The organism is Burkholderia sp. BCC1638 (assembly GCF_902833195.1).
Lineage (GTDB): Bacteria > Pseudomonadota > Gammaproteobacteria > Burkholderiales > Burkholderiaceae > Burkholderia > Burkholderia diffusa.
Genome location: NZ_CADFEC010000018.1, coordinates 1 through 18,613, shown reverse-complemented (window position 1 = coordinate 18,613; position 18,613 = coordinate 1). Strand labels below are relative to the sequence as shown.

General features: G+C 69.9%; 17 protein-coding genes, 1 pseudogene and 2 riboswitches. Of the genes and pseudogenes, 6 read left to right on the top strand and 12 right to left on the bottom strand.

Features of this window, described 5'->3' with window-relative positions; genetic code table 11:
* Positions 1–26: 26 nt before the first annotated feature.
* From HWX22_RS20555 to HWX22_RS20545, 3 genes and pseudogenes are all read right to left on the bottom strand, one after another.
* On the bottom strand, positions 27–770 hold the full coding sequence (locus HWX22_RS20555; protein ID WP_059818230.1) for an IclR family transcriptional regulator: 744 nt from the start codon (positions 768–770) through the stop codon (positions 27–29).
* A 53-nt stretch (positions 771–823) separates the two neighbouring features.
* Positions 824–1,989 (bottom strand): annotated as a pseudogene (locus tag HWX22_RS20550) (acyl-CoA dehydrogenase family protein).
* A 138-nt stretch (positions 1,990–2,127) separates the two neighbouring features.
* Positions 2,128–3,294: a CoA transferase gene (locus HWX22_RS20545; protein WP_175916274.1), complete on the bottom strand. Its 1,167-nt coding sequence runs from the start codon at positions 3,292–3,294 to the stop codon at positions 2,128–2,130.
* A 273-nt stretch (positions 3,295–3,567) separates the two neighbouring features.
* On the opposite strand from HWX22_RS20545, the gene HWX22_RS20540 reads away from it, so the two are divergent.
* Together HWX22_RS20540 and HWX22_RS20535 are read left to right on the top strand one after the other, a co-directional pair.
* Positions 3,568–3,813, top strand: coding sequence for a hypothetical protein (locus tag HWX22_RS20540; RefSeq protein ID WP_175916273.1), 246 nt, complete (start codon positions 3,568–3,570; stop codon positions 3,811–3,813).
* 163 nt (positions 3,814–3,976) lie between these two features.
* Positions 3,977–4,411: an NUDIX domain-containing protein gene (locus HWX22_RS20535; RefSeq protein WP_175916272.1), complete on the top strand. Its 435-nt coding sequence runs from the start codon at positions 3,977–3,979 to the stop codon at positions 4,409–4,411.
* 15 nt (positions 4,412–4,426) lie between these two features.
* Here the strand turns inward: HWX22_RS20535 and HWX22_RS20530 are convergent, their stop codons facing one another.
* The 8 genes from HWX22_RS20530 to HWX22_RS20495 all read right to left on the bottom strand — a co-directional run bounded on the left by HWX22_RS20530 (position 4,427) and on the right by HWX22_RS20495 (position 13,768).
* Positions 4,427–4,753: a low molecular weight protein tyrosine phosphatase family protein gene (locus HWX22_RS20530; RefSeq protein WP_175916271.1), complete on the bottom strand. Its 327-nt coding sequence runs from the start codon at positions 4,751–4,753 to the stop codon at positions 4,427–4,429.
* 36 nt (positions 4,754–4,789) lie between these two features.
* Complete coding sequence (locus tag HWX22_RS20525; protein ID WP_175916270.1) at positions 4,790–5,362, bottom strand: DUF1993 domain-containing protein; 573 nt, start codon at positions 5,360–5,362, stop codon at positions 4,790–4,792.
* A gap of 120 nt (positions 5,363–5,482) precedes the next feature.
* Complete coding sequence (locus HWX22_RS20520) at positions 5,483–5,935, bottom strand: YaiI/YqxD family protein (protein ID WP_059524379.1); 453 nt, start codon at positions 5,933–5,935, stop codon at positions 5,483–5,485.
* A gap of 76 nt (positions 5,936–6,011) precedes the next feature.
* Positions 6,012–6,620 carry a VWA domain-containing protein gene (locus HWX22_RS20515; RefSeq protein WP_175916269.1) on the bottom strand — a complete coding sequence of 203 codons (609 nt, stop codon included), beginning with the start codon at positions 6,618–6,620 and terminating at the stop codon, positions 6,012–6,014.
* A gap of 68 nt (positions 6,621–6,688) precedes the next feature.
* A complete protein-coding gene (locus tag HWX22_RS20510) occupies positions 6,689–7,777 on the bottom strand; it encodes an ATP-binding protein (RefSeq protein ID WP_175916268.1) in 1,089 nt (362 codons plus the stop codon).
* Positions 7,774–11,589: a cobaltochelatase subunit CobN gene (gene cobN, locus HWX22_RS20505; protein WP_175916267.1), complete on the bottom strand. Its 3,816-nt coding sequence runs from the start codon at positions 11,587–11,589 to the stop codon at positions 7,774–7,776. The genes HWX22_RS20510 and cobN overlap by 4 nt, the downstream gene beginning before the upstream one ends.
* Before the next feature lie 6 nt (positions 11,590–11,595).
* Positions 11,596–12,684, bottom strand: coding sequence for a cobalamin biosynthesis protein CobW (cobW, locus tag HWX22_RS20500; protein ID WP_175916266.1), 1,089 nt, complete (start codon positions 12,682–12,684; stop codon positions 11,596–11,598).
* A gap of 25 nt (positions 12,685–12,709) precedes the next feature.
* Positions 12,710–13,768, bottom strand: coding sequence for a HoxN/HupN/NixA family nickel/cobalt transporter (locus HWX22_RS20495; protein WP_175910943.1), 1,059 nt, complete (start codon positions 13,766–13,768; stop codon positions 12,710–12,712).
* A gap of 184 nt (positions 13,769–13,952) precedes the next feature.
* Positions 13,953–14,216, bottom strand: a riboswitch (cobalamin riboswitch).
* 125 nt (positions 14,217–14,341) lie between these two features.
* Positions 14,342–14,578: riboswitch (cobalamin riboswitch) on the top strand.
* Positions 14,579–14,747: 169 nt separating this feature from the next.
* Here HWX22_RS20495 and cobA point away from each other — a divergent pair.
* From cobA to HWX22_RS20475, 4 genes are read left to right on the top strand one after another with little or no spacing between them, the layout of a single operon-like run.
* Positions 14,748–15,497: a uroporphyrinogen-III C-methyltransferase gene (gene cobA, locus HWX22_RS20490; protein WP_175916265.1), complete on the top strand. Its 750-nt coding sequence runs from the start codon at positions 14,748–14,750 to the stop codon at positions 15,495–15,497.
* The gene (locus tag HWX22_RS20485) at positions 15,494–15,871 is read left to right on the top strand and encodes a cobalamin biosynthesis protein (protein ID WP_059691724.1); all 378 of its coding nucleotides are present in this window, start codon (positions 15,494–15,496) and stop codon (positions 15,869–15,871) included. The genes cobA and HWX22_RS20485 overlap by 4 nt, the downstream gene beginning before the upstream one ends.
* A gap of 34 nt (positions 15,872–15,905) precedes the next feature.
* Positions 15,906–16,508: a cob(I)yrinic acid a,c-diamide adenosyltransferase gene (cobO, locus tag HWX22_RS20480; RefSeq protein WP_059524395.1), complete on the top strand. Its 603-nt coding sequence runs from the start codon at positions 15,906–15,908 to the stop codon at positions 16,506–16,508.
* A 3-nt stretch (positions 16,509–16,511) separates the two neighbouring features.
* Positions 16,512–17,816 (top strand): cobyrinate a,c-diamide synthase, encoded by a 1,305-nt coding sequence (locus tag HWX22_RS20475; protein ID WP_175910935.1) that lies wholly within the window; start codon positions 16,512–16,514, stop codon positions 17,814–17,816.
* A gap of 33 nt (positions 17,817–17,849) precedes the next feature.
* Here the strand turns inward: HWX22_RS20475 and bamE are convergent, their stop codons facing one another.
* Positions 17,850–18,389, bottom strand: coding sequence for an outer membrane protein assembly factor BamE (gene bamE / locus HWX22_RS20470; protein ID WP_059818213.1), 540 nt, complete (start codon positions 18,387–18,389; stop codon positions 17,850–17,852).
* Between the last annotated feature and the right edge of the window lie 224 nt (positions 18,390–18,613).

The window sequence follows — 18,613 nt, the reverse complement described above, 5'->3', positions numbered from 1 at the left end:
CCCTCCGCCGTGCTTCGCGCTTCTTGCTAACCACGCCCCTGCTCGGCCAGCAGCCGCGACTTGGCGTCGACCAGCAGCGCCGCATGCGTGTCGCGATGCTGGCGGATCCGCTCGGTCGGCCCGACGATCGACAGCCCGTACCAGTCGCCGTCGAGCGTCAGCGCGACCGCGATCGCCGACAGCTCCGGCGCGCTCTCGCCGAGGTTCTCGGCCCAGCCGAGTTCGCGAAACCGCGCGGTTTGCGCGACGAGCGCCGGCAGGTCGGCCACCGTCGCATCGGTGAAGCGTTCGAACGACAATTGCGCGCCGAGCGCCTGCTGCGCGTCGCTCGCGAGCGACGCGAAGATCGCCTTGCCGATCGAGTTCGCATGCAGCGGCCGCAGCTCGCCCGGCTGGCGCGTGTAGCGGATCGCCTGCTCGGATTCGACGACGTCGAGATACGTGACCGACGCGCCCTGGATCTTGCCGAGCACGGCCGTCTCGTGGCTCGCGTCGCGCAGCGCGACGAGATGCGGATGCACGATGTCGACGACGGGATCGGTCGCGTCGATCGCGGCGGCGATCGTCTGCAGGCGCCGCGTGGGATAGTAGCCGCCGCGCTTGCGCACCTCGTACAGATAGCCGCGGCTCACGAGCGTGCGCGCCATCGCCAGGCAGCTCGACGCGGGCACGTTGAGCAGGCGCGCGAGTTCGGTGAGCGGCAGCGGCCGCCGTTCGGCGGCGAACAGCTCGAACAGGTCGAGCGTGCGGGCAACGAGTTTGACGTCCATGACGAGCGCTTGATTCGGAACGGGAAACCGCGCGCCGGGCGGGCCGCCGCGCGTCAGTACGACTTCGGCAGCCCGAGCACCTTCTCCGCGATGTAGCACAGGATCAGTTGCGGACTCACGGGCGCGAGCCTCGGAATCATACACTCGCGCAGATAGCGCTCGACGTGGTATTCCTTCGCATAGCCCATCCCGCCGTGCGTCGCGATCGCCGTCTGGCACGCCTGGAACGCGGCTTCCGCGCCGAGGTACTTCGCGGCGTTCGCCTCCGCGCCGCACGGCTGCCCCGCGTCGTAGCGCGTCGCGGCCTTCATCACCATCAGCCACGCGGCTTCGAGCTGCATCCAGGCCTGCGCGAGCGGATGCTGGATCGACTGGTTCTGCCCGATCGGCCGGCCGAATACGACGCGTTCGCACGCATACTGCGTCGCGCGGCGCAGCGCGGCCTGCCCGAGGCCGATCGCCTCGGCGGCGATCAGGATCCGTTCGGGGTTCAGCCCGTGCAGCAGGTAGCGGAAGCCGTCGCCCTCGTTGCCGATCAGGTCGTCGCGCGGCACGCGCAGGTCGTCGATGAACAGCATGTTCGAATCGACTGCCTTGCGGCCCATTTTCTCGATCTCGCGCACCTCGACGCGCGAACGGTCGAGGTCGGTGTAGAACAGGCTCAAGCCATCGGTCGGCTTCGCGATCTGGTCGAGCGGTGTCGTGCGCGCGATGATCAGCATCTTGTTCGCGACCTGCGCGGTCGAGATCCAGATCTTGCGGCCGCTCAGCACGTAGTGGTCGCCGTCGCGACGCGCCTGCGTGGCGAGGTGCGCGTGTCGAGGCCGGCATCGGGCTCGGTCACCGCGAAGCAGGCCTTGTCGCGGCCGGCGATCAGCGGCGGCAGGAAGCGCGCCTTCTGCGCGTCGTTGCCGAACACCTGCACCGGGTTCAGCCCGAAGATGTTCATGTGGACGGCCGATGCGCCCGACAGGCCGGCGCCCGACGCGCTGATCGTGCGCATCATCAGCGCGGCCTCGGTCATCCCGAGCCCGGCGCCGCCGTGGGCCGGGTCCATCGCGATGCCGAGCCAGCCGGCCTCGGCGAGCGCCGCGTGAAAGTCGGACGGAAACCCGCCCGCGCGATCGCGTTCGAGCCAGTAGTCGTCGCCGAAGCGTTCGCAGATTTTCTCGATCGCGCTTTCGATCGCGCGCTGATCGTCGGTCAGGTCGAACTGCATGGATTGCCCTCCAGGAAAACGTGAACGGCCGCGCCGATCCATGCGGGCATGAGGTGTCTCCTCTTGCAGCGGCGCGTGTCGGGTGCGGCGCGGCGTGATGTGCGAAGGGGGCGCGGGCGGTGCCGGCCGCGATGCGGGTCAGTTGCGACGTGGGCCGTCGTCGTCGCGTGCGTCGTCGGCGAACACCTGCGCCGCGTGTTCGTTCAGCGCGGGCGGCGGCCGCCGGTACGTGGCCGGCGTGCGGCCGAGCTTGATCGGCGACGCGATGCCGCGATGCCGGCCCAGTTCGACCTTCATCTGCCGGTGCGCGACGTGCGGATGGTCGAGCGCCGCATCGAGCCCGAGCACGGGCGCGCACGGCACGCCCCGGCGCATCAGCTGCTCGGCGAGTGCCGCGCCGTCGTGTGCGGCCAGCGCCGTTTCGAGCAGCGCGCGCAGTGCGGCGCGGTTCGCGCTGCGCGCGCGGTTGTCGACGAAGCGCGGATCGTCGGGCCAGTCGCGCGTGCCGAGCACGTCGCACAGCGCGGCGAACTGCCCGTTGTTGCCGACCGCGAGAAAGATGTCGACGCTCGCGGTCGGAAAGCTGTCGTAAGGCGTGATGTTCGGATGCGCGTTGCCGGTGCGCGCCGGCGCCTTGCCCGAATGGAAGAAGTTCGGCGTATGCGGATGCAGGATCGACAGCGCGCAGTCGAACAGCGTCGATTCGACGAATTGGCCGCGCCCGCTCGCATCGCGTTCGCGCAGCGCCATCAGCACGCCGAGCGCCGCGTTCAGCCCGGTGACGAGATCGACGATCGGCACACCGACGCGCAGCGGCGCGCCGCCCGCCTCACCGTTCACGCTCATCAGCCCGGCCAGCGCCTGGACGGCCGCGTCGTAACCGGGCAGCCCGCCGAGCGGGCCGTCCGCGCCGAAGCCCGACACGCGGCAATGGACGAGACGCGGAAAACGCGCGTGCAGCGTCTCGAAGCCGAGGCCCCAGCGCTCCATCGTGCCGATCTTGAAGTTTTCGACCAGCGCGTCGGCGTGCTCGAGCAGGTCGAGCAGGCGCTCGCGATCCTCAGGCTTCGTCAGGTCGAGCGCGATGCCGAGCTTGTTGCGGTTCACGCCGAGGAAATACGACGCTGTGTCACCGTCAAACGGCGGCCCCCAGGTGCGCGTCTCGTCGCCCGACGGCGGTTCGACCTTGATCACTTCCGCGCCGTGGTCGGCAAGAATCTGTGTCGCGTACGGGCCGCCCAGCACCCGCGACAGATCGATGATGCGCAACCCCGCCAACGCGCCCTGCTGTTCCAGTTCCGCCATGCGTCTCGCTCCTGCTTCCGGTTGATCGGACCGCTGGTTCCGCCGTGCCGACAGGCGGCGACACGCTTTCCCGGACTCGAATGATAATTCTCGTGCGTGAAGTTATATTCACACTCGGGAATTTCGTTGTCAAGCCGGGCATGCCCCCGGCAGCCGGGCGGAGAACGCGGTCGCCCGCAACTGGGGACGACACCGAACGCCGGCCGGTTGCGGCGCCGGGCCGCGGTTCGCTAAGCTGCCGGAGAGTGCTCACTGAAGACAGGCGGACCTTTCATGAAACACATGCTGCTCGCGGCCATCGTGCTGGCGTCGACGCTGGGCGTCGCCAGCGCGCAAACCCAGACTTACCAGTTTGGCGAAGGACAATCACAGCCGCGGGCCGCCGCGCCGACGGCACGGCCCGCGCCCACGCGCCCGCACGTGAACCCGCCCCCGCATCAGCACCGGCGCGCCATCCACAAGCGGCGCCATGGGCGGTCCGGGAAACCCGCGCGTACGGGGTTCTACACGCACGCGTGACGCGATGCGCGGTGCGCGCGCGACAACGCACGGAACTGTCACGAACGCCCGGTATGATCGGCGCGGCGGCTTGCATGCCGTCGTGCCCGACGATCGGGCGACAGGCCGGCACCGCCGGTCGACGACCATTTCCCTCCACGATTCAGCACCTGTTTTGCCGAACATGAATACCGGGCCGGATACCGTCGCGAGCATCAAGGAACGCGCCACGATCGTGTGCCGCCAGCGCAGCAGCGTGCTGCTGGTCGCCCGTACCGCGGCGCGCTGGTCGCTGCCGGGCGGCACGATCCGGCGCGGCGAGACGCCGCTCAAGGCCGCGCAGCGGGAGCTGGCGGAGGAAACGCGGCTGGAGGGGCTCGCGCTCGACTATGCGGTGCAGTTCGGCGGCCTCACGAAACTTCATCACGTGTTCGTGGCCGACGTGCCGAAACATCTGACGCCGCGCGCGAGCAACGAGATCGCGCGCTGCAAGTGGTTCGACGTCGAACGGCTCGAGACGCTGCGCGCGAGCGTGCCGACCCGCAAGATCATCGAACTGCTGCACCTCGACCGCTTTCCCGCGCACGCGCACGCGGACGGGCCGTTCCGCTCGCGCTGAACCGGCCCGTGCGGCTCACCCGCGCAGCAACGGACCGGCCTTGCGCTCGAGCAGCGCGACGAGTTCGGGCTGCATGTATGCGTAGCGGTCGGGAATGTCGAGGCAGACAATCTTCTTGTGCTTCAGCCGGATGCCGAATCGGGCGGACAGCTTCGCCTTGTGCGCCCGCTCCATCACGAACACGATCTCGGCCCATTCGAGTTGCTCGGCGGATAAGCGCGTCTGCGCGTCGGGCGCGAGGCCCGCGGAGTCGGTTTCGACTCTCGGCCACGCGGCGAACACCGCCTCGGCCGTCGGGCTGCGCAGCCGGTTGCGGCTGCAGATGAACAGGGCCCGTGTCATGCCGGTGCACGGCGGCCGGATGGTCCGCTCAACCGGTCAACCCTGCGGAATCGTGCCGGGCCGCACGTAGGCCAGCATGTGCGGCACGTAGTCGGCCTTGCCGAGCTCGACGCCGTGATGGCGCAGGATCGCGTACGCGGCGATCGCGTGAAAGTAGAACTGCGGCAGCGCCCAGTCGCGCGCGTACTGTTCGCCCCTCATGTCGAACGCGATGCCGTTCGGCAGTTCGAGCGCGATCGGCAGCGCGGCGCCGCCGTCGAGTGCGTCCGGCGCGAGTTCGCCGAGGAATGCGATCGTGCCGGCGACGATCCCTTGCGCGTCGCTCAGCGTGCCGGGCTGCGCGTCGGCATGCCAGCCGGCCTCCCGCAACGCCAGCAGCACGTCCGGCAACGGTTCGCCGCGCAAACGGTAGACCGGTTCCATCGCCTGGAAACAGGAAAACCGCACCTGGGCGGCGAGCGGATACATGTCGGGTGCCAGCTTGAGCGTCAGCAACGCATCGGGCGCGTTGCCCTCGGCCTGCCGATGCGCGGCGGCCTTGTCGAGCCACGCGGATTGCGCGCGCAGCATCTGGGTGAAGGTCGGAACGAGAAGTTGGGTCGGTGACATCCATGCTCTCCGATGAGGCGTTCGCGCCACGATATCAATGTCGGCGCGAATCCGTATTCTGCCGTAGCCGACGTTTCGACGCGAAACCAGTGACGTATCGCACGACCGGCGCCCGGTATGTCACGGCTTGCCGTGGCGTGCCAGGAACCGATCGAATTGCGATGCGAACGCCTTGCCGTCGCGCACGCTGAACGGGGCCGGGCCGCCCGTATCGATGCCCGCGCTGCGCAGCTGCTCCATCATCGCGCGAGTCGACAGCCGTTCCTCGATGTTCTCGCGGCTGAACCAGTTGCCGCGCGGGTCGAGCGCATGCGCGCCCTTGTCGAGGACCGCAGCGGCCAGCGGGATGTCGGCCGTGATCACGAGATCGCCGGCTTCCGCGAGTTCGACGATCCGCGCATCGGCCACGTCGAAGCCGGCCGGCACCTGCAGCGCCTTGATGAACGGCGACGGCGGCGTGCGCAGGAACTGGTTCGCGACCAGCGTCACGCAGATCTCGGCACGACGCGCGGCGCGAAACAGCATGTCCTTGATGACGGCGGGACACGCGTCGGCATCGACGAGTACTTGCATGGCAGGCATTCCGGTGGGTAGAAACGGCGATCATAGCGCAGCGCCGGCGCGTCGCCACGCACGGCCGCCCACGCGATCAGCCGGCCGGCCCGGCGCACAGCGACGCGGCCGTCATCCATTGCGCGCCCCAGGCATCGGCGAGCCGCCTGCCCTGCCCGATTCGCACGGCCGCATCGTCGAAGTCGACGAACACGACGTGATCGGCGGCCGCCGGTCTCGGCGGCGTTTCGCGCGTGCGGCCGTCGGACAGCACCCACAGCCAGCGCTGCTCGTCCGGCGTACGCCGTGCGGCGCCCGCGAGCAATTGCGCGGCGGCCGCGACGCCATCGGCAAGCGGTGTGCCGCCGCCGCCGTCCACGGGTTCGAGCCAGCGCGCATTCCACCAGCGCGGCACGGCCGGGCCGAAGCGCCGCGCGGCGCCGTTGCCGCCGAAGCAGATCAGCGCGGTTTCCACGCGATCGCGCGCGGCCTGATCGAAGTACGCGACGATCAGGCCTTTCGCGAGCGCGAGCCGATCGTGCGCCAGCATCGACGCCGAGCAGTCGAGCACGAAGCAATGGAGCGCGCGCGGTGTGCCGGCCCGCTTGCGGAAACGCAGATGGTCGACGTGCAGCGGGCCGCCGCGCTTCGCGGCGAGCGTCGCCGGCCATGCAACGGCCGTGCCGGCACGCACCGTACCCGGCACGCGCGCGACAGCGCCTGGTTGCCATCGAGGACCGCGAACGGTATTCGCGGCGGCGTCGGCTCGATGGCTCAGCGTTTTTTTAGCGGCAGCGGCACCACGCTCTTCACGTCACGCAGTCCGGCCGGCTCGGGCGGCAGGTAGCCCCAGTCGCCTTGCGATGCGGTCGCGTCGTTTCGTGCCGCGCCCGGTGGATGGTCGGGCTGCCGGTGCGTGTCCGGCGGCGGACGGTCGCCGCGGTCGCCGCCGCCCTCCGCATTCGACTGCGTCGCGCCCGACGACGGCGGCGTACCCGCATGGCGCCGATGCCGCAGCACCGAGTCGGCCACGCGTTCGACGTGCGACACCGTCACCGCGCCGGCCTGCTCCAGCGCCGCGAGCGAGCGCGCGGCGCGCAGCATCACGAGGTCGGCGCGCAGGCCGTCGACGGCCGCGTCGATGCACAGTGCGCTGACGCGTGCATGCACCGCGTCGCCGAAATCCAGCGCCGGCAACCGTGCCCGCGCCGCGCGGATCCGGTCGTCGAGTTCGCGCTGCGCGGCCGCGTGACGTGCGCGAAACGCGTCCGGGTCGAGATCGAACGCGAGGCGCGCCTTCACGATCTGCTCGCGCTGCGCGGCATCTAAGCAGTTCTCGAGTTCGACCATCAGCCCGAAGCGGTCGAGCAGTTGCGGGCGCAGTTCGCCTTCTTCGGGATTCATCGTGCCGACCAGCACGAAGCGCGCGTCGTGCGCATGCGACACGCCATCGCGCTCGACCACGTTCACGCCGCTCGCGGCGACGTCGAGCAGCGTATCGACGAGCCCGTCGGCGAGCAGGTTCACCTCGTCGACGTACAGCACGCCGCGATGCGCGCGCGCGAGCAGGCCCGGCCGGAAGCGCACGCCGTTTTCGGCGAGCGCATGGGCGAGATCGAGCGTGCCCGTGACCTGTTCGTCGCTCGCCGACAGCGGCAGCGTGACGAATGCCCCTTCGGGCAGCAGTTCGGCGAGCGCGCGTGCGGCGGTCGATTTCGCGGTGCCGCGCGGCCCGCTGACGAGCACGCCGCCGAGCGACGGGTCGATCGCCGCGAGCAGCAGCGCCTGCTGAAGCGGTTGCTGCGCGACCAGCGCCGCGAACGGAAATACCGCGCGGGCGCGATGCGTCGTCGAATCGGTCATCGCCGTCCTCCTTCCTGACATTGTTCGCTGTCGAGCCAGACCGCTTCGATCCGCTCGCGATAATCGCCCGGCTCCTGCCACAGCCCGCGCTGCATCGCTTCGACGAAACGTTCGCAGATGCCGTGCAGCGCCTTCGGGTTGTGGCGTTCGAGGAACGCGCGGGTGGCGTCGTCAAACAGGTACGCGTCGGCGACGAGCGCGTACTGGTGGTCCGACAGCACGCGCGCGGTCGCGTCATAGCCGTACAGGTAATCGACGGTCGCGGCCATTTCGGCCGCGCCCTTGTAGCCGTGGCGCTTCACGCCGTCGAGCCATTTCGGATTGACGACGCGCGAGCGGATCACGCGCGCGATTTCCTCGCGCAGCGTGCGCATCTTCGGCGCGACCGGGTTCGCATGGTCGCCGTGGTAGACGCTCGGCTGCCGCCCGGACAGGTGCCGCACGGCTGCCGTCATCCCGCCCTGGAACTGGTAGTAGTCGTTCGAATCGAGGATGTCGTGTTCGCGGCTGTCCTGGTTCTGCACGACGACGTCGATCGTCGCGAGCCGTTCGCCGAACACGTCCGGCGCGGCGTCGCCGGCGCTGTTCTGCGCGTATGCATGGCCACCCCACTGGCGGTACGCATGGGCGAGATCGGCATCGGTCTGCCAGCGGCGCTGGTCGATCAGATCCTGCAGGCCCGCGCCGTAGCTGCCCGGCCGCGCGCCGAACACGCGCCAGCCGGCACGCCGCCGCGCTTCGTCCGGCGCCACGCCCTGCTCGATCCATTTCGCGCGTTCGCGCTCGACGCGCGCGCGGATCGGGTTCAGTGCCTCGGGCTCGTCGAGCGCGGCAACGGCCTGCACGGCCGCGTCGAACAGGTGCATCAGGTTCGGGAACGCGTCGCGGAAGAAACCCGACACGCGCAACGTCACGTCGATGCGCGGCCGGTCGAAGATCTCGATCGGCAGGATCTCGAAGTCGGTCACGCGATGGCTGCCGTGCGCCCATTTCGGCCGCACGCCGAGGAGCGCGAACGCCTGCGCGATGTCGTCGCCGCCGGTGCGCATCGTGGCCGTCCCCCAGACCGACAGGCCGATCGCGCGCGGATAGTCGCCGTGGTCCTGCAGATGGCGTTCGATCAACTGCTGCGCGGACTTCAGCCCGAGCGTCCACGCGGCCTGCGTCGGCACGGCGCGCGTATCGACCGAATAGAAATTGCGGCCCGTCGGCAGCACGTCGGGCCGGCCGCGCGACGGCGAGCCGCTCGGCCCCGGCGGCACGAAGCGGCCGTCGAGCCCGCGCAGCAGCTGGCGCAGTTCCTCGCCGCCGCATGCGTCGAGGGCGGGCAGCAGCGTCGAGCGCACGCGCTCGAGCACGGCGAGCGTGCTCGGCCAGTCGCCGGGCGGCGTGGGGGCGGCATCGGCGCCGGTCTCGCCGGAAACAGCCGCGCACAGCCCGTCGAGCCAATGCTGCGCGAGCCGTTCGAGCCGCTCGCGCGTGTCGCCGGCATGCCGCCACGGCGACGCGTCGAGCGCTTGCAGAACGGCCGGCCGCGGGCCCGTCCACGGCGCGGCCCAGTCGGCCGCGAGCGGATCGAAATCGTCGCCGAGCGCGAGATCGCGCGCGAGCGCGCCGATCAGTCCCGCGCGTTCGCCCTTGCCGTCGCCGACCGGAAAACGCGCGAGCGCGAGCAGCGTGTCGCGTCGCTGACGGTCGGCGGGCGACACGCCGAATACGTGCAGCCCGTCGCGAATCTGCGCTTCCTTCAGTTCGCACAGCCACGCGTCGACGCGCGTCAGCAGCGCATCCTCGTCGCCCGCATCGCGCGGCGGCGACACGCTCAGTTCGTCGTGCAGACGGTGTTCGGCGATCGTCGCGAGAATCGTCTTGCGCAGCAGCTTCGCGCGCCGCGCATCGACCATCAGCGCCTCGTAGTATTCGTCGACCTGCCGTTCGAGATCCTGCAGCGGGCCGTAGTTTTCCGCGCGCGTGAGCGGCGGCATCAGGTGATCGACGATCACCGCCTGCGCGCGGCGCTTCGCCTGGCTGCCCTCGCCCGGATCGTTGACGATGAACGGATACAGATGCGGCAGCGGCCCGAGCGTCAAGTCGGGCCAGCACGCGTCGGACAGCGCGACGCTCTTGCCCGGCAGCCATTCGAGGTTGCCGTGCTTGCCGAGGTGGATGACCGCGTCGATGCCGAACGCATCGCGCAGCCAGAAATAGAACGCGAGATACGCGTGCGGCGGCACGAGATCCGCATCGTGGTAGCTCGCATAGTCGTTCTCGCCGCGCGAGCGCGACGGCTGGATGCCGACGAACACGTTGCCCGCGCGCCAGCCGGCGATCGTGAAGCGCCCCTGCCGCAGCGTCGGGTCCGCTTCGGGCGGGCCCCAGCGCGCGTTCAGCGCGTCGCGCACCGCGGCCGGCAGCCGCGCGAAATGCGCGACGTAATCGGCCAGCGCGAAGCTCTGGAACGCGGGGCGCAAGGCGCGCACGGCCGGGTCGTTGGTCACGCCTTCGGTGAGTCGCGCGATCAGCGCGTCGCCATCGGCCGGCAGATCGGCCACGGCATAGCCCGCATCGCGTAGCGCCGCCAGCACGCGCAGTGCGGACGCCGGCGTGTCGAGCCCGACGCCGTTGCCGATCCGCCCTTCGCTTTGCGGATAGTTCGCGAGGATCAGCGCGATGCGCTTGTCGGCGTTGTCGAGCATGCGCAGCCGGCACCAGCCGCGCGCGAGCGCCGCGACGAACGCGACGCGTTCGGCGTCCGGCTGGTAGCGCACGACGTCGACTTCGGTGTGCGGACAACGATACGCCAGCCCCTTGAAGCTCACCGCGCGCGTGACGATGCGCCCGTCGACCTCGGGCAACGCAATGTGCATCGCGATGTCGCGCGCATGCAGCCCCTGGTTGTCGGCCACCCACGCGTCGCGGTTGCCGCCGGACAGGATCACCTGCAGCACCGGCGCATCGCCGGCGAGCACGTCGGGCTCGGGGCTGTCGATCGCGCCGGCCGCGAAGGCGGTGGTGTTCAGCACGAGCGCGACGCCATGCGTGTCGCACAGCTGCGTGATGACCTCGCGGCTCACCGCATCCTTCAACGACGTGACCGCGATCGGCAGCGGATTGAGCCCCTCGCGCACGAGCGCATCGGCCAGCGCGTCGAACACGGCGGTGTTCGCGGCCTGCCAGTGCGCGCGATAAAACAGGATCGCGACGACGGGCGCGCCGGGCGTCCAGCGCGCACGCCAGTCGTCGACGCTCGCCGGGTCGCGCGCCGGGTGATACAGCGCGGCGGCCGGCAGCGGGCGCGGCAGCTCGGGTTCGTCACCGAAACCGAGCGTATGGAACGCGATGCTGCGCAGCAACGCTTCGGCGTTGTGCATGCCGCCTTCGCGCAGATAGCGCCACCACATCCGGCACAGGTCGGGCGCGACCGTGCTCTTCGCGACGAGGTTCGGGTCTTCCTGCAGGTCGCCCGAGAACATCGCGAGCTGCTGCTTGCGTTTCGACGCGAGCGACACGGCCTGCTCGATCCCGTACGGCCAGTATGCTTCGCCGCCCAGATGATCGATCACGACCGTCTTCGCGTGACGCAGCACGTCGTCGACGTAGAAATCGACCGACGCCGGCTGCCGCAGGAACGTGACGTTCGCGAGCCGCACGCTCGGAAAGCCGGCGGGCAGTTTCGGCACGACGCTGGCCAGCAGCGACAGCGTCGTGTCGGCTGAGCTCAGGATCACGATGTCGGCCGGCTGCTGGTCGATCCGCACGACGCCCTGCGTATCGTCGACGAAGCCGCCCGGCGTGGTGCGCAGCAGATGCATCGCGCGTTACGCCTGTTGCAGGTCGGCCGCGCACGCGGCGTCGAACGCGCGCTGCAGCGCGGCCGCGTCGAGATCCTCGCCGATCAGCACGAAGCGGCTCGCACGCGTTTCGCCGTCCTGCCAGCGACGGTCGAAGTAGCTGTCGAAGCGGCGGCCGACGCCCTGGATCACGAGCCGCATCGGCGCATCGGGCAGCGCGGCGAAGCCTTTCGCGCGGTAGATCGTATGCGTCTCGACGACACGCTGCAGCGCGGCGATCGTCGCCTCGCGCGTGCCCGCATCGCCCGACACCACCACCGAATCGAAATCGTCGTGATGATGGTCGTGATCACCGTCGTCGGCCGAGCCGTGATGGTCGTGCCGCAGGTGGATCGTTTCCTCCGACGCCGATTCGAGCCCGAGCAGCATCGCGACGTCCAGTTCGCCACGCGTCGCGCGCACGATCTTCACCTGCGGCGGGATTTCCTCGCGGATCGCGGCTTCGACCTCGGCGAACCGCGCGTCGGCGACGAGGTCGGCCTTGTTCACGATCACGAGGTCGGCGGACGACAGCTGATCGGCGAACAGTTCGTGCAGCGGCGATTCGTGGTCGAGGTTCGGATCGGCGCGGCGCTGCGCGTCGACGGCCTGCGGGTTCTCGGCGAACTGGCCGCTCGCGGCGGCCGGACCGTCGACGACGGTCACGACCGCGTCGACCGTGAAGCTGTTGCGGATCGTCGGCCAGTTGAAGGCCTGCACGAGCGGCTTCGGCAGCGCGAGGCCCGACGTCTCGATCAGCACGTGATCGATGTCGGCGCGGCGCTCGACGAGCGCTTCCATCACCGGATAGAACTCCTCCTGAACGGTGCAGCACAGGCAGCCGTTCGCGAGTTCGTACAGCTGGCCCGACGCTTCGCCCTGCGCGCCGTCCGCGTCCTCGCAGCCGATGCCGCAGCCCTTGAGGATTTCGCCGTCGATGCCGAGCTCGCCGAATTCGTTGACGATCACCGCGATGCGGCGGCCTTTGGCGTGCTGCAGGATGTGGCGCATCAGCGTGGTCTTGCCGCTGCCGAGAAAGCCCGTGACGATCGTGACGGGAAGCTTGCGTAAGGTCATGGTGGATCCTGTGTCGAAAAGGGAGTCAGGCCGAGAGCGTCACGTCGATCTCGTCGTAGCGTTTGAGGCGGTAGATCGCGGCCGACACGATCCAGCACGCGAGGAACAGGCCGATCACGACGTAGCCGAGCATCCCGAAATGCGATGCGACCATCGTCGAGAAATCCCACACGGGCCCCTGCAGCGACAGTTTATCCGCGAGCAGCGCGAGCACCTCGATGCCGCCGATCAGCGCGGCGACCAGCACCGACACGAACGTGATCGTCATGTTGTAGTAGATCTTGCGGATCGGCCGCACGTACGCCCAGCGGTACGCGCCCATCATCAGGATGCCGTCGGTCGTGTCGACGAGCGTCATGCCCGCGGTGAACAGCACCGGCAGCACCATCACCGACCAGAACGACAGGCCGCCCTGCACCTGCGTGGCCGAAATGCCGAACAGCGCGATTTCGGTCGCGGTGTCGAAGCCGAAGCCGAACAGGAAGCCGACCGGATACAGGTGCCAGCTGCGCGACACGAGGCGGAACAGCGGCCGGAACAGGCGGGCCAGCACGCCGCGCTGGTTCATCAGCATGTCGAGGTCGGCGTCGACGATCGCCTCGCCGCGGCGGGCCGCGCGAAACGTCCGGTGGACGGAGATCAGGATCAGCAGGTTGGCGGCCGCGAGCACCAGCAGGAAGAACGCCGACACGCTCGTGCTGATCACGCCGCCCCAGGTCTTCATGCTCTCGAAGCGCGCGAGCGACGCCGCGGTCAGCGCGACCACCACCGACATCACGATCACCACCGTCGAATGGCCGAGCGAGAAGAACAGGCCCGCGCCGAGCGGGCTGCGGCCCTCCTGCATCAGCTTGCGCGTGACGTTGTCGATCGCGGCGATGTGGTCGGCGTCGACCGCGTGGCGCAGGCCGAACACGTAGGCCAGCAGCGCGGTACCCAGCAGCACGGGCTGGTCGCGAAACGCGACGAAGGCCCAGATCCACGCGCCGATGTTGAAGGCGACGAGCAATGAATAGATCGCGACGATTTTGCCGCGCAGCCCGGATGAGCTGTCGTTGAACAGACGGAAGAACGAGTCGAGCATGATGCTCCTTTGCGAACGGTCGACATGATGAATGCCAACACGGCCGTCGTCGGCCCCGCCCGCGCCGCTGGCCGTTCTTCGCCCCGGCCCGCGCGCGATGCGGCTGACGGGTCGGCAAAGGAAGCGGGCAGCGTTCGGGCGTCGGGCGTGCTGCGGCCGTGGACGATGCGCCGCCTCCCCGCGGCGCTGAACCCCACGTTCTGGCCGGTATCCGGGCTGACGAACACGCCGCTTCGCCTTCCCGGATGCACGGCATCCAGTGGCGGTCGTCCGCATGCGGCAGGCATGCGGCGAAGCGGCGCTGCATCGCGCTGGGCGCGATGCGTTCGCTTACCGTTGCGGGGGCAGCACAGGTTGGCTCGACTGCGGTGCAGCCAGGCTCCCTGTTTCCCGTTTAACTGCGCGCGCCGGAGGAGCGCGCGCGAGCACCAAAACGCGTGCGAGTGTAGGCGGCGGTGCGGGGAGCGTCAAGGCGGAACGGGCCGACGCGGCGCGGTTGGCACGGCCGCGGCATCGCGCCGGGGGCGCTCGCGGCGCCCGCGGGGCGGGTTCGCGCGGGCCGATCGCTGTGCTATCGTATGCGCCGCGTTCGGTGCTCGCATGCGCATTCCGCGCACGCAGTTAAACGGGAAACAGGAGGCGGAAGTCCGCCCGGCCTGTGCTGTCCCCGCAACGGTACGCCGCCCGCGCGCCGCGGTTCCCCCCGCACGCGCCCAGGCCGCCCGCGATGCCACTGCCCTTCAGCGGGCGGGAAGGCTGCGGCCTGGCAAGCGGCCAGCCCGGATACCGGCCGACGCAAGGGGCGAGCCCGCTGCTCGCCGAACGCCCGATCCGCGGGGGACGGATGGGGTGCGCTTCCCGCCCGCGTTCGCGCGGGCTTCGCCCGATCCATCATGCCTTGCCTGTCCGCCGGCCGCCGATGTGCCGCTCGCCGTCCCCTTTCCACTGCCACGACACGGTGTGCGCCGTGCCGCGTCCGATGAGCCGCGCCTGGCTCGTCGGCGCCGGCCCCGGCGACGCCGATCTGCTGACGCTGAAGGCCGTGCGCGCGATCGCCACGGCCGACGTGCTGCTCGTCGACGACCTCGTGAACCCCGACGTATTGCGCCATGCGCGCGCCGACGCGCGCATCGAGCACGTCGGCAAGCGCGGCGGCCATGCATCGACGCCGCAGGAGGCGATCGTCGCCGCGATGCTCGCGCACCTGCGCGCGGGCCGCAGCGTCGCGCGGCTCAAGGGCGGCGATCCGTTCGTGTTCGGCCGCGGCGGCGAGGAGCTGCTCGCGCTCGGCGCGGCGGGTTTCCCGGTCGAGGTCGTGAACGGCATCACGGCCGGTATCGCGGCTCCGGCCGCGCTCGGCATTCCGGTCACGCATCGCGGCGACGCGCAGGGCGTGATCTTCGTCACGGGCCACGGCGCGGGTGCCGACGAACCCGACTGGCGCGCGCTGGCCGCGACGCGCATGACGATCGTGATCTACATGGGCATACGCCGGCTCGACGCGATCGTGGCCGCGCTGCGCGACGGCGGCGTGCCCGGCGACATGCCGTGCGCGGCGATCGAGAACGCGACGCGCGACGGGCAGCGGCACGTGCTCGCGACGCTCGACACCATCGTCGAACGCGTGGGCGCGACCGGTATCGGTTCGCCCGCGATCGTCGTGATCGGCCGCGTCGCCGCGCTTGCCGGCGATCCGGCCGTGCGCGCGGCGCTCGGCGGCCGCGCATGATGCGCGTCGCGCTCGGCGTCGGGTTTCGCGCGGACGTGACGGCCGCGCAACTCGATGCCGCGATCCGCGCGGCGCTGAAGCACTACCCTGATGCCGAGCCGGCCGTCGTCGCGACGCTCGCCGACAAGGCGCGCGCCCGGCCGCTGCGCATGCTGTGCGCACGCCGCGGCTGGCCGCTCGTCGCGTTCGACGCGGCGCAACTCGCGCAGTGCCCCGAACCGCCATTGAGCGGCCCGTCGGCGGCCGCGCTCGCGCGTTTCGGCGTCGCGGGCGTGGCCGAGCCGTGCGCGCGGCTCGCGGCACCGCGGGGCCGGCTGCTCGGCCCCAAATCCATCCTGGGCGGCGTGACGGTCGCGCTCGCCGGCCCGCTCTGAACCCTTTGTTTCGCTTTCGACAGGACGATTCCCGATGAAGACCGATGCCGAATCCCATCAGCGGATGACCGAACGCCGCCGCGCCGGCCATGAAAAGAAGCAGGCTGCCGCCACCCAGGAAAAGGGCCTGCTGATCGTCAACACCGGCAACGGCAAGGGCAAGAGCACGGCCGCGTTCGGCATGGCCGTGCGCGTGCTCGGCCACGGCATGCGGCTCGGCGTCGTGCAGTTCATCAAGGGCGCGCTGCACACGTCCGAGCGCGATTTCCTCGGCGCGGTCGCGCAATGCGACTTCGTGACGATGGGCGACGGCTATACGTGGAACACGCAGAATCGCGACGCCGATATCGCGACCGCGCGCAAGGGCTGGGACGAGGCGCGCCGGATGATCGAAAGCGGCGAGTACCGGATGGTGATCCTCGACGAGCTGAACACCGTGCTGAAGTACGAATATCTGCCGCTCGACGAAGTGCTCGCGACGCTCGTCGGGCGGCCGGATTCGGTGCACGTCGTCGTCACGGGCCGGCATGCGCCCGATGCACTGATCGATGCGGCCGACCTCGTCACCGAAATGCGGCTCGTCAAGCATCCGTACAAGGAGCAAGGCGTGAAGGCGCAGCCCGGCGTGGAGTTCTGAGCGATGCCGGCCTGCCCCGCGCTGTTCGTCAGCGCGCCCGCGTCCGGCCAGGGCAAGACGTCGGTGACGGCCGGCCTCGCGCGGCTGCACCGGCGGCTCGGCCGGCGCGTGCGCGTGTTCAAGACCGGGCCGGATTTTCTCGATCCGATGTTGCTCGAACGCGCGAGCGGCGCCCCCGTGCATGCGCTCGACCTCGGCATGGTCGGGGAAGCCGGCTGCCGTGCGCTGCTCGCCGATGCCGCACGCGACGCGGACCTGATCCTGATCGAAGGCGTGATGGGATTGTTCGACGGCACGCCGAGCAGCGCCGATCTCGCGGTCGCGTTCGGCGTGCCGGTCGTCGCGGTGATTGCCGCGAAGTCGATGGCGCAGACGTTCGCGGCAATCGCATTCGGGCTCGCGCGGTTCCGCCCCGAGGTGCCGTTTCACGGTGTGCTGGCGAATCGCGTCGGGTCGCCGCGGCACGCGGAATTGCTGCGGCAGGCGTTACCCGACGACTTGCGCTGGCTCGGCCACGTGCCGGCCGATGCGGGCATCGCGCTACCGGAGCGGCATCTCGGCCTGCACCAGCCCGCCGACATCGACGACCTCGATGCGCGGCTCGAGCGCGCGGCCGACGTGCTCGCGCAGACGGCGCTCGCCGAATTGCCGCCCGCCGTTTCGTTCGCGGCGCCGGATGTCCGCGCCCCGCTGCCGCGTGCGCTCGCCGGCACGCGGATCGCGATCGCGCGCGATGCGGCGTTCTCGTTCATTTATCCGGCGAATCTGGCGCTGCTCGATGCGCTCGGCGCGCAGCTTCGGTTCTTTTCGCCGCTGGCCGACGAACCCGTGCCCGCCGATTGCGATGCGCTGTTCCTGCCGGGCGGCTATCCGGAACTGCATGCGGCGACGCTTGCGGCGAATGCCGTGACCGCGCGGACGATTCGCGCGCACGCGGCGGCCGGCCGGCCGATCGTCGCGGAATGCGGGGGGATGGTGTATCTGTGCGAATCGCTGACCGACGTGGACGGCGCGACGACGCCGATGCTCGGGCTGCTGGCGGGCCATGCGACGATGCAGCGCCGGTTTGCGGCGCTCGGGATGCAGCAGCTGGACACGCGCACCGGGCCGATGCGCGGTCATACGTTTCATTATTCGCGGCTCGATACGCCGCTGGCGCCGCTGGCGACCGCCGCGCGGCCCGACGGCGCGCCCGGCAGTGGCGAAGCCGTTTATCGCGCGGGCCCGATCGTCGCGACGTACATGCATATGTACTGGCCGTCGAATCCGGAGCTGGCGGCCGCGCTGTTCGGCGGCACGGCATTCTGACGAAAAACTGCGGGACGCCGCGAGGTCGCGATGTCAGTGCTTTTCGCGGCCCGGCGCTTCCGAGCGTGAAGTCCGGATCACGGTGCCGTCGGGCGAGAAATGCGCGTTGAACATCGCGTCGCCCGATACGCCGCCCTCGGCCCAGTGCCAACTCCACACTTCTTCATGACTCAATGCGTATTGCGCGACCTCGGTCGGCTTGCCGAGCAGTTGCCGTACGTCGTCCTTCGACATTCCAGGCACGACCTTCGCGATGTTTGCCGCCGTCAGGGCCTGCGTGATCGACACGAGCCGGCCGTCCGGCCCGAAATCGAGCATGTACGTGCTCGTGCCGTACGGGCCGCGCGGATACTCGAAGCGCTGCGAGCCGTCCTCGCCCTGCCTCACCATCTCGGGCTTGCCGGCCTGACGCAGCACGTCCTCGGTCGTCGAGACGCCCGGCTGCAGATTGCCGAACGCCATCGGATCGGGCTTGATCGCATTCACCGCGTCAGCCACCTTCTGGTCGTCGCAACCGGCCACCAGAACGCCGACCGCGCAGGCCGTCAGCACGGTCAGAAACTGTTTTCGCATGTCATCCACACCTGTATTCATCGAGCCGATCCGGCGTCGCGCGCAGCGTAGCACGCGGCTCGTCCCGTCGATGTCAAGGAGCGTCAAATTCGCGCGCATAGCGCTTTCCAATGGAACAGGAGCCTGGACGAGGGTCTGCACTGGCTCTTGCGTAGCGCTTTCGGCGCGTTTCCAATGCAAAAGAGCCTGTTGTTGGCCCGACACGCGCGAGTTGACCGACACCG

What these genes read in the sequence shown, in the direction of transcription:
- cobN (WP_175916267.1), bottom strand. Translation starts at nt 11,589, where the DNA reads ATGCATCTGCTGCGCACCACGCCGGGCGGCTTCGTCGACGATACGCAG.
- HWX22_RS20510 (WP_175916268.1), bottom strand. Translation starts at nt 7,777, where the DNA reads ATGACCGATTCGACGACGCATCGCGCCCGCGCGGTATTTCCGTTCGCG.
- HWX22_RS20530 (WP_175916271.1), bottom strand. Translation starts at nt 4,753, where the DNA reads ATGACACGGGCCCTGTTCATCTGCAGCCGCAACCGGCTGCGCAGCCCG.
- cobA (WP_175916265.1), top strand. Translation starts at nt 14,748, where the DNA reads ATGAGCCGCGCCTGGCTCGTCGGCGCCGGCCCCGGCGACGCCGATCTG.
- HWX22_RS20540 (WP_175916273.1), top strand. Translation starts at nt 3,568, where the DNA reads ATGAAACACATGCTGCTCGCGGCCATCGTGCTGGCGTCGACGCTGGGC.
- cobO (WP_059524395.1), top strand. Translation starts at nt 15,906, where the DNA reads ATGAAGACCGATGCCGAATCCCATCAGCGGATGACCGAACGCCGCCGC.
- HWX22_RS20475 (WP_175910935.1), top strand. Translation starts at nt 16,512, where the DNA reads ATGCCGGCCTGCCCCGCGCTGTTCGTCAGCGCGCCCGCGTCCGGCCAG.
- HWX22_RS20520 (WP_059524379.1), bottom strand. Translation starts at nt 5,935, where the DNA reads ATGCAAGTACTCGTCGATGCCGACGCGTGTCCCGCCGTCATCAAGGAC.
- HWX22_RS20495 (WP_175910943.1), bottom strand. Translation starts at nt 13,768, where the DNA reads ATGCTCGACTCGTTCTTCCGTCTGTTCAACGACAGCTCATCCGGGCTG.
- bamE (WP_059818213.1), bottom strand. Translation starts at nt 18,389, where the DNA reads ATGCGAAAACAGTTTCTGACCGTGCTGACGGCCTGCGCGGTCGGCGTT.
- cobW (WP_175916266.1), bottom strand. Translation starts at nt 12,684, where the DNA reads ATGACCTTACGCAAGCTTCCCGTCACGATCGTCACGGGCTTTCTCGGC.
- HWX22_RS20545 (WP_175916274.1), bottom strand. Translation starts at nt 3,294, where the DNA reads ATGGCGGAACTGGAACAGCAGGGCGCGTTGGCGGGGTTGCGCATCATC.
- HWX22_RS20555 (WP_059818230.1), bottom strand. Translation starts at nt 770, where the DNA reads ATGGACGTCAAACTCGTTGCCCGCACGCTCGACCTGTTCGAGCTGTTC.
- HWX22_RS20535 (WP_175916272.1), top strand. Translation starts at nt 3,977, where the DNA reads ATGAATACCGGGCCGGATACCGTCGCGAGCATCAAGGAACGCGCCACG.
- HWX22_RS20525 (WP_175916270.1), bottom strand. Translation starts at nt 5,362, where the DNA reads ATGTCACCGACCCAACTTCTCGTTCCGACCTTCACCCAGATGCTGCGC.
- HWX22_RS20485 (WP_059691724.1), top strand. Translation starts at nt 15,494, where the DNA reads ATGATGCGCGTCGCGCTCGGCGTCGGGTTTCGCGCGGACGTGACGGCC.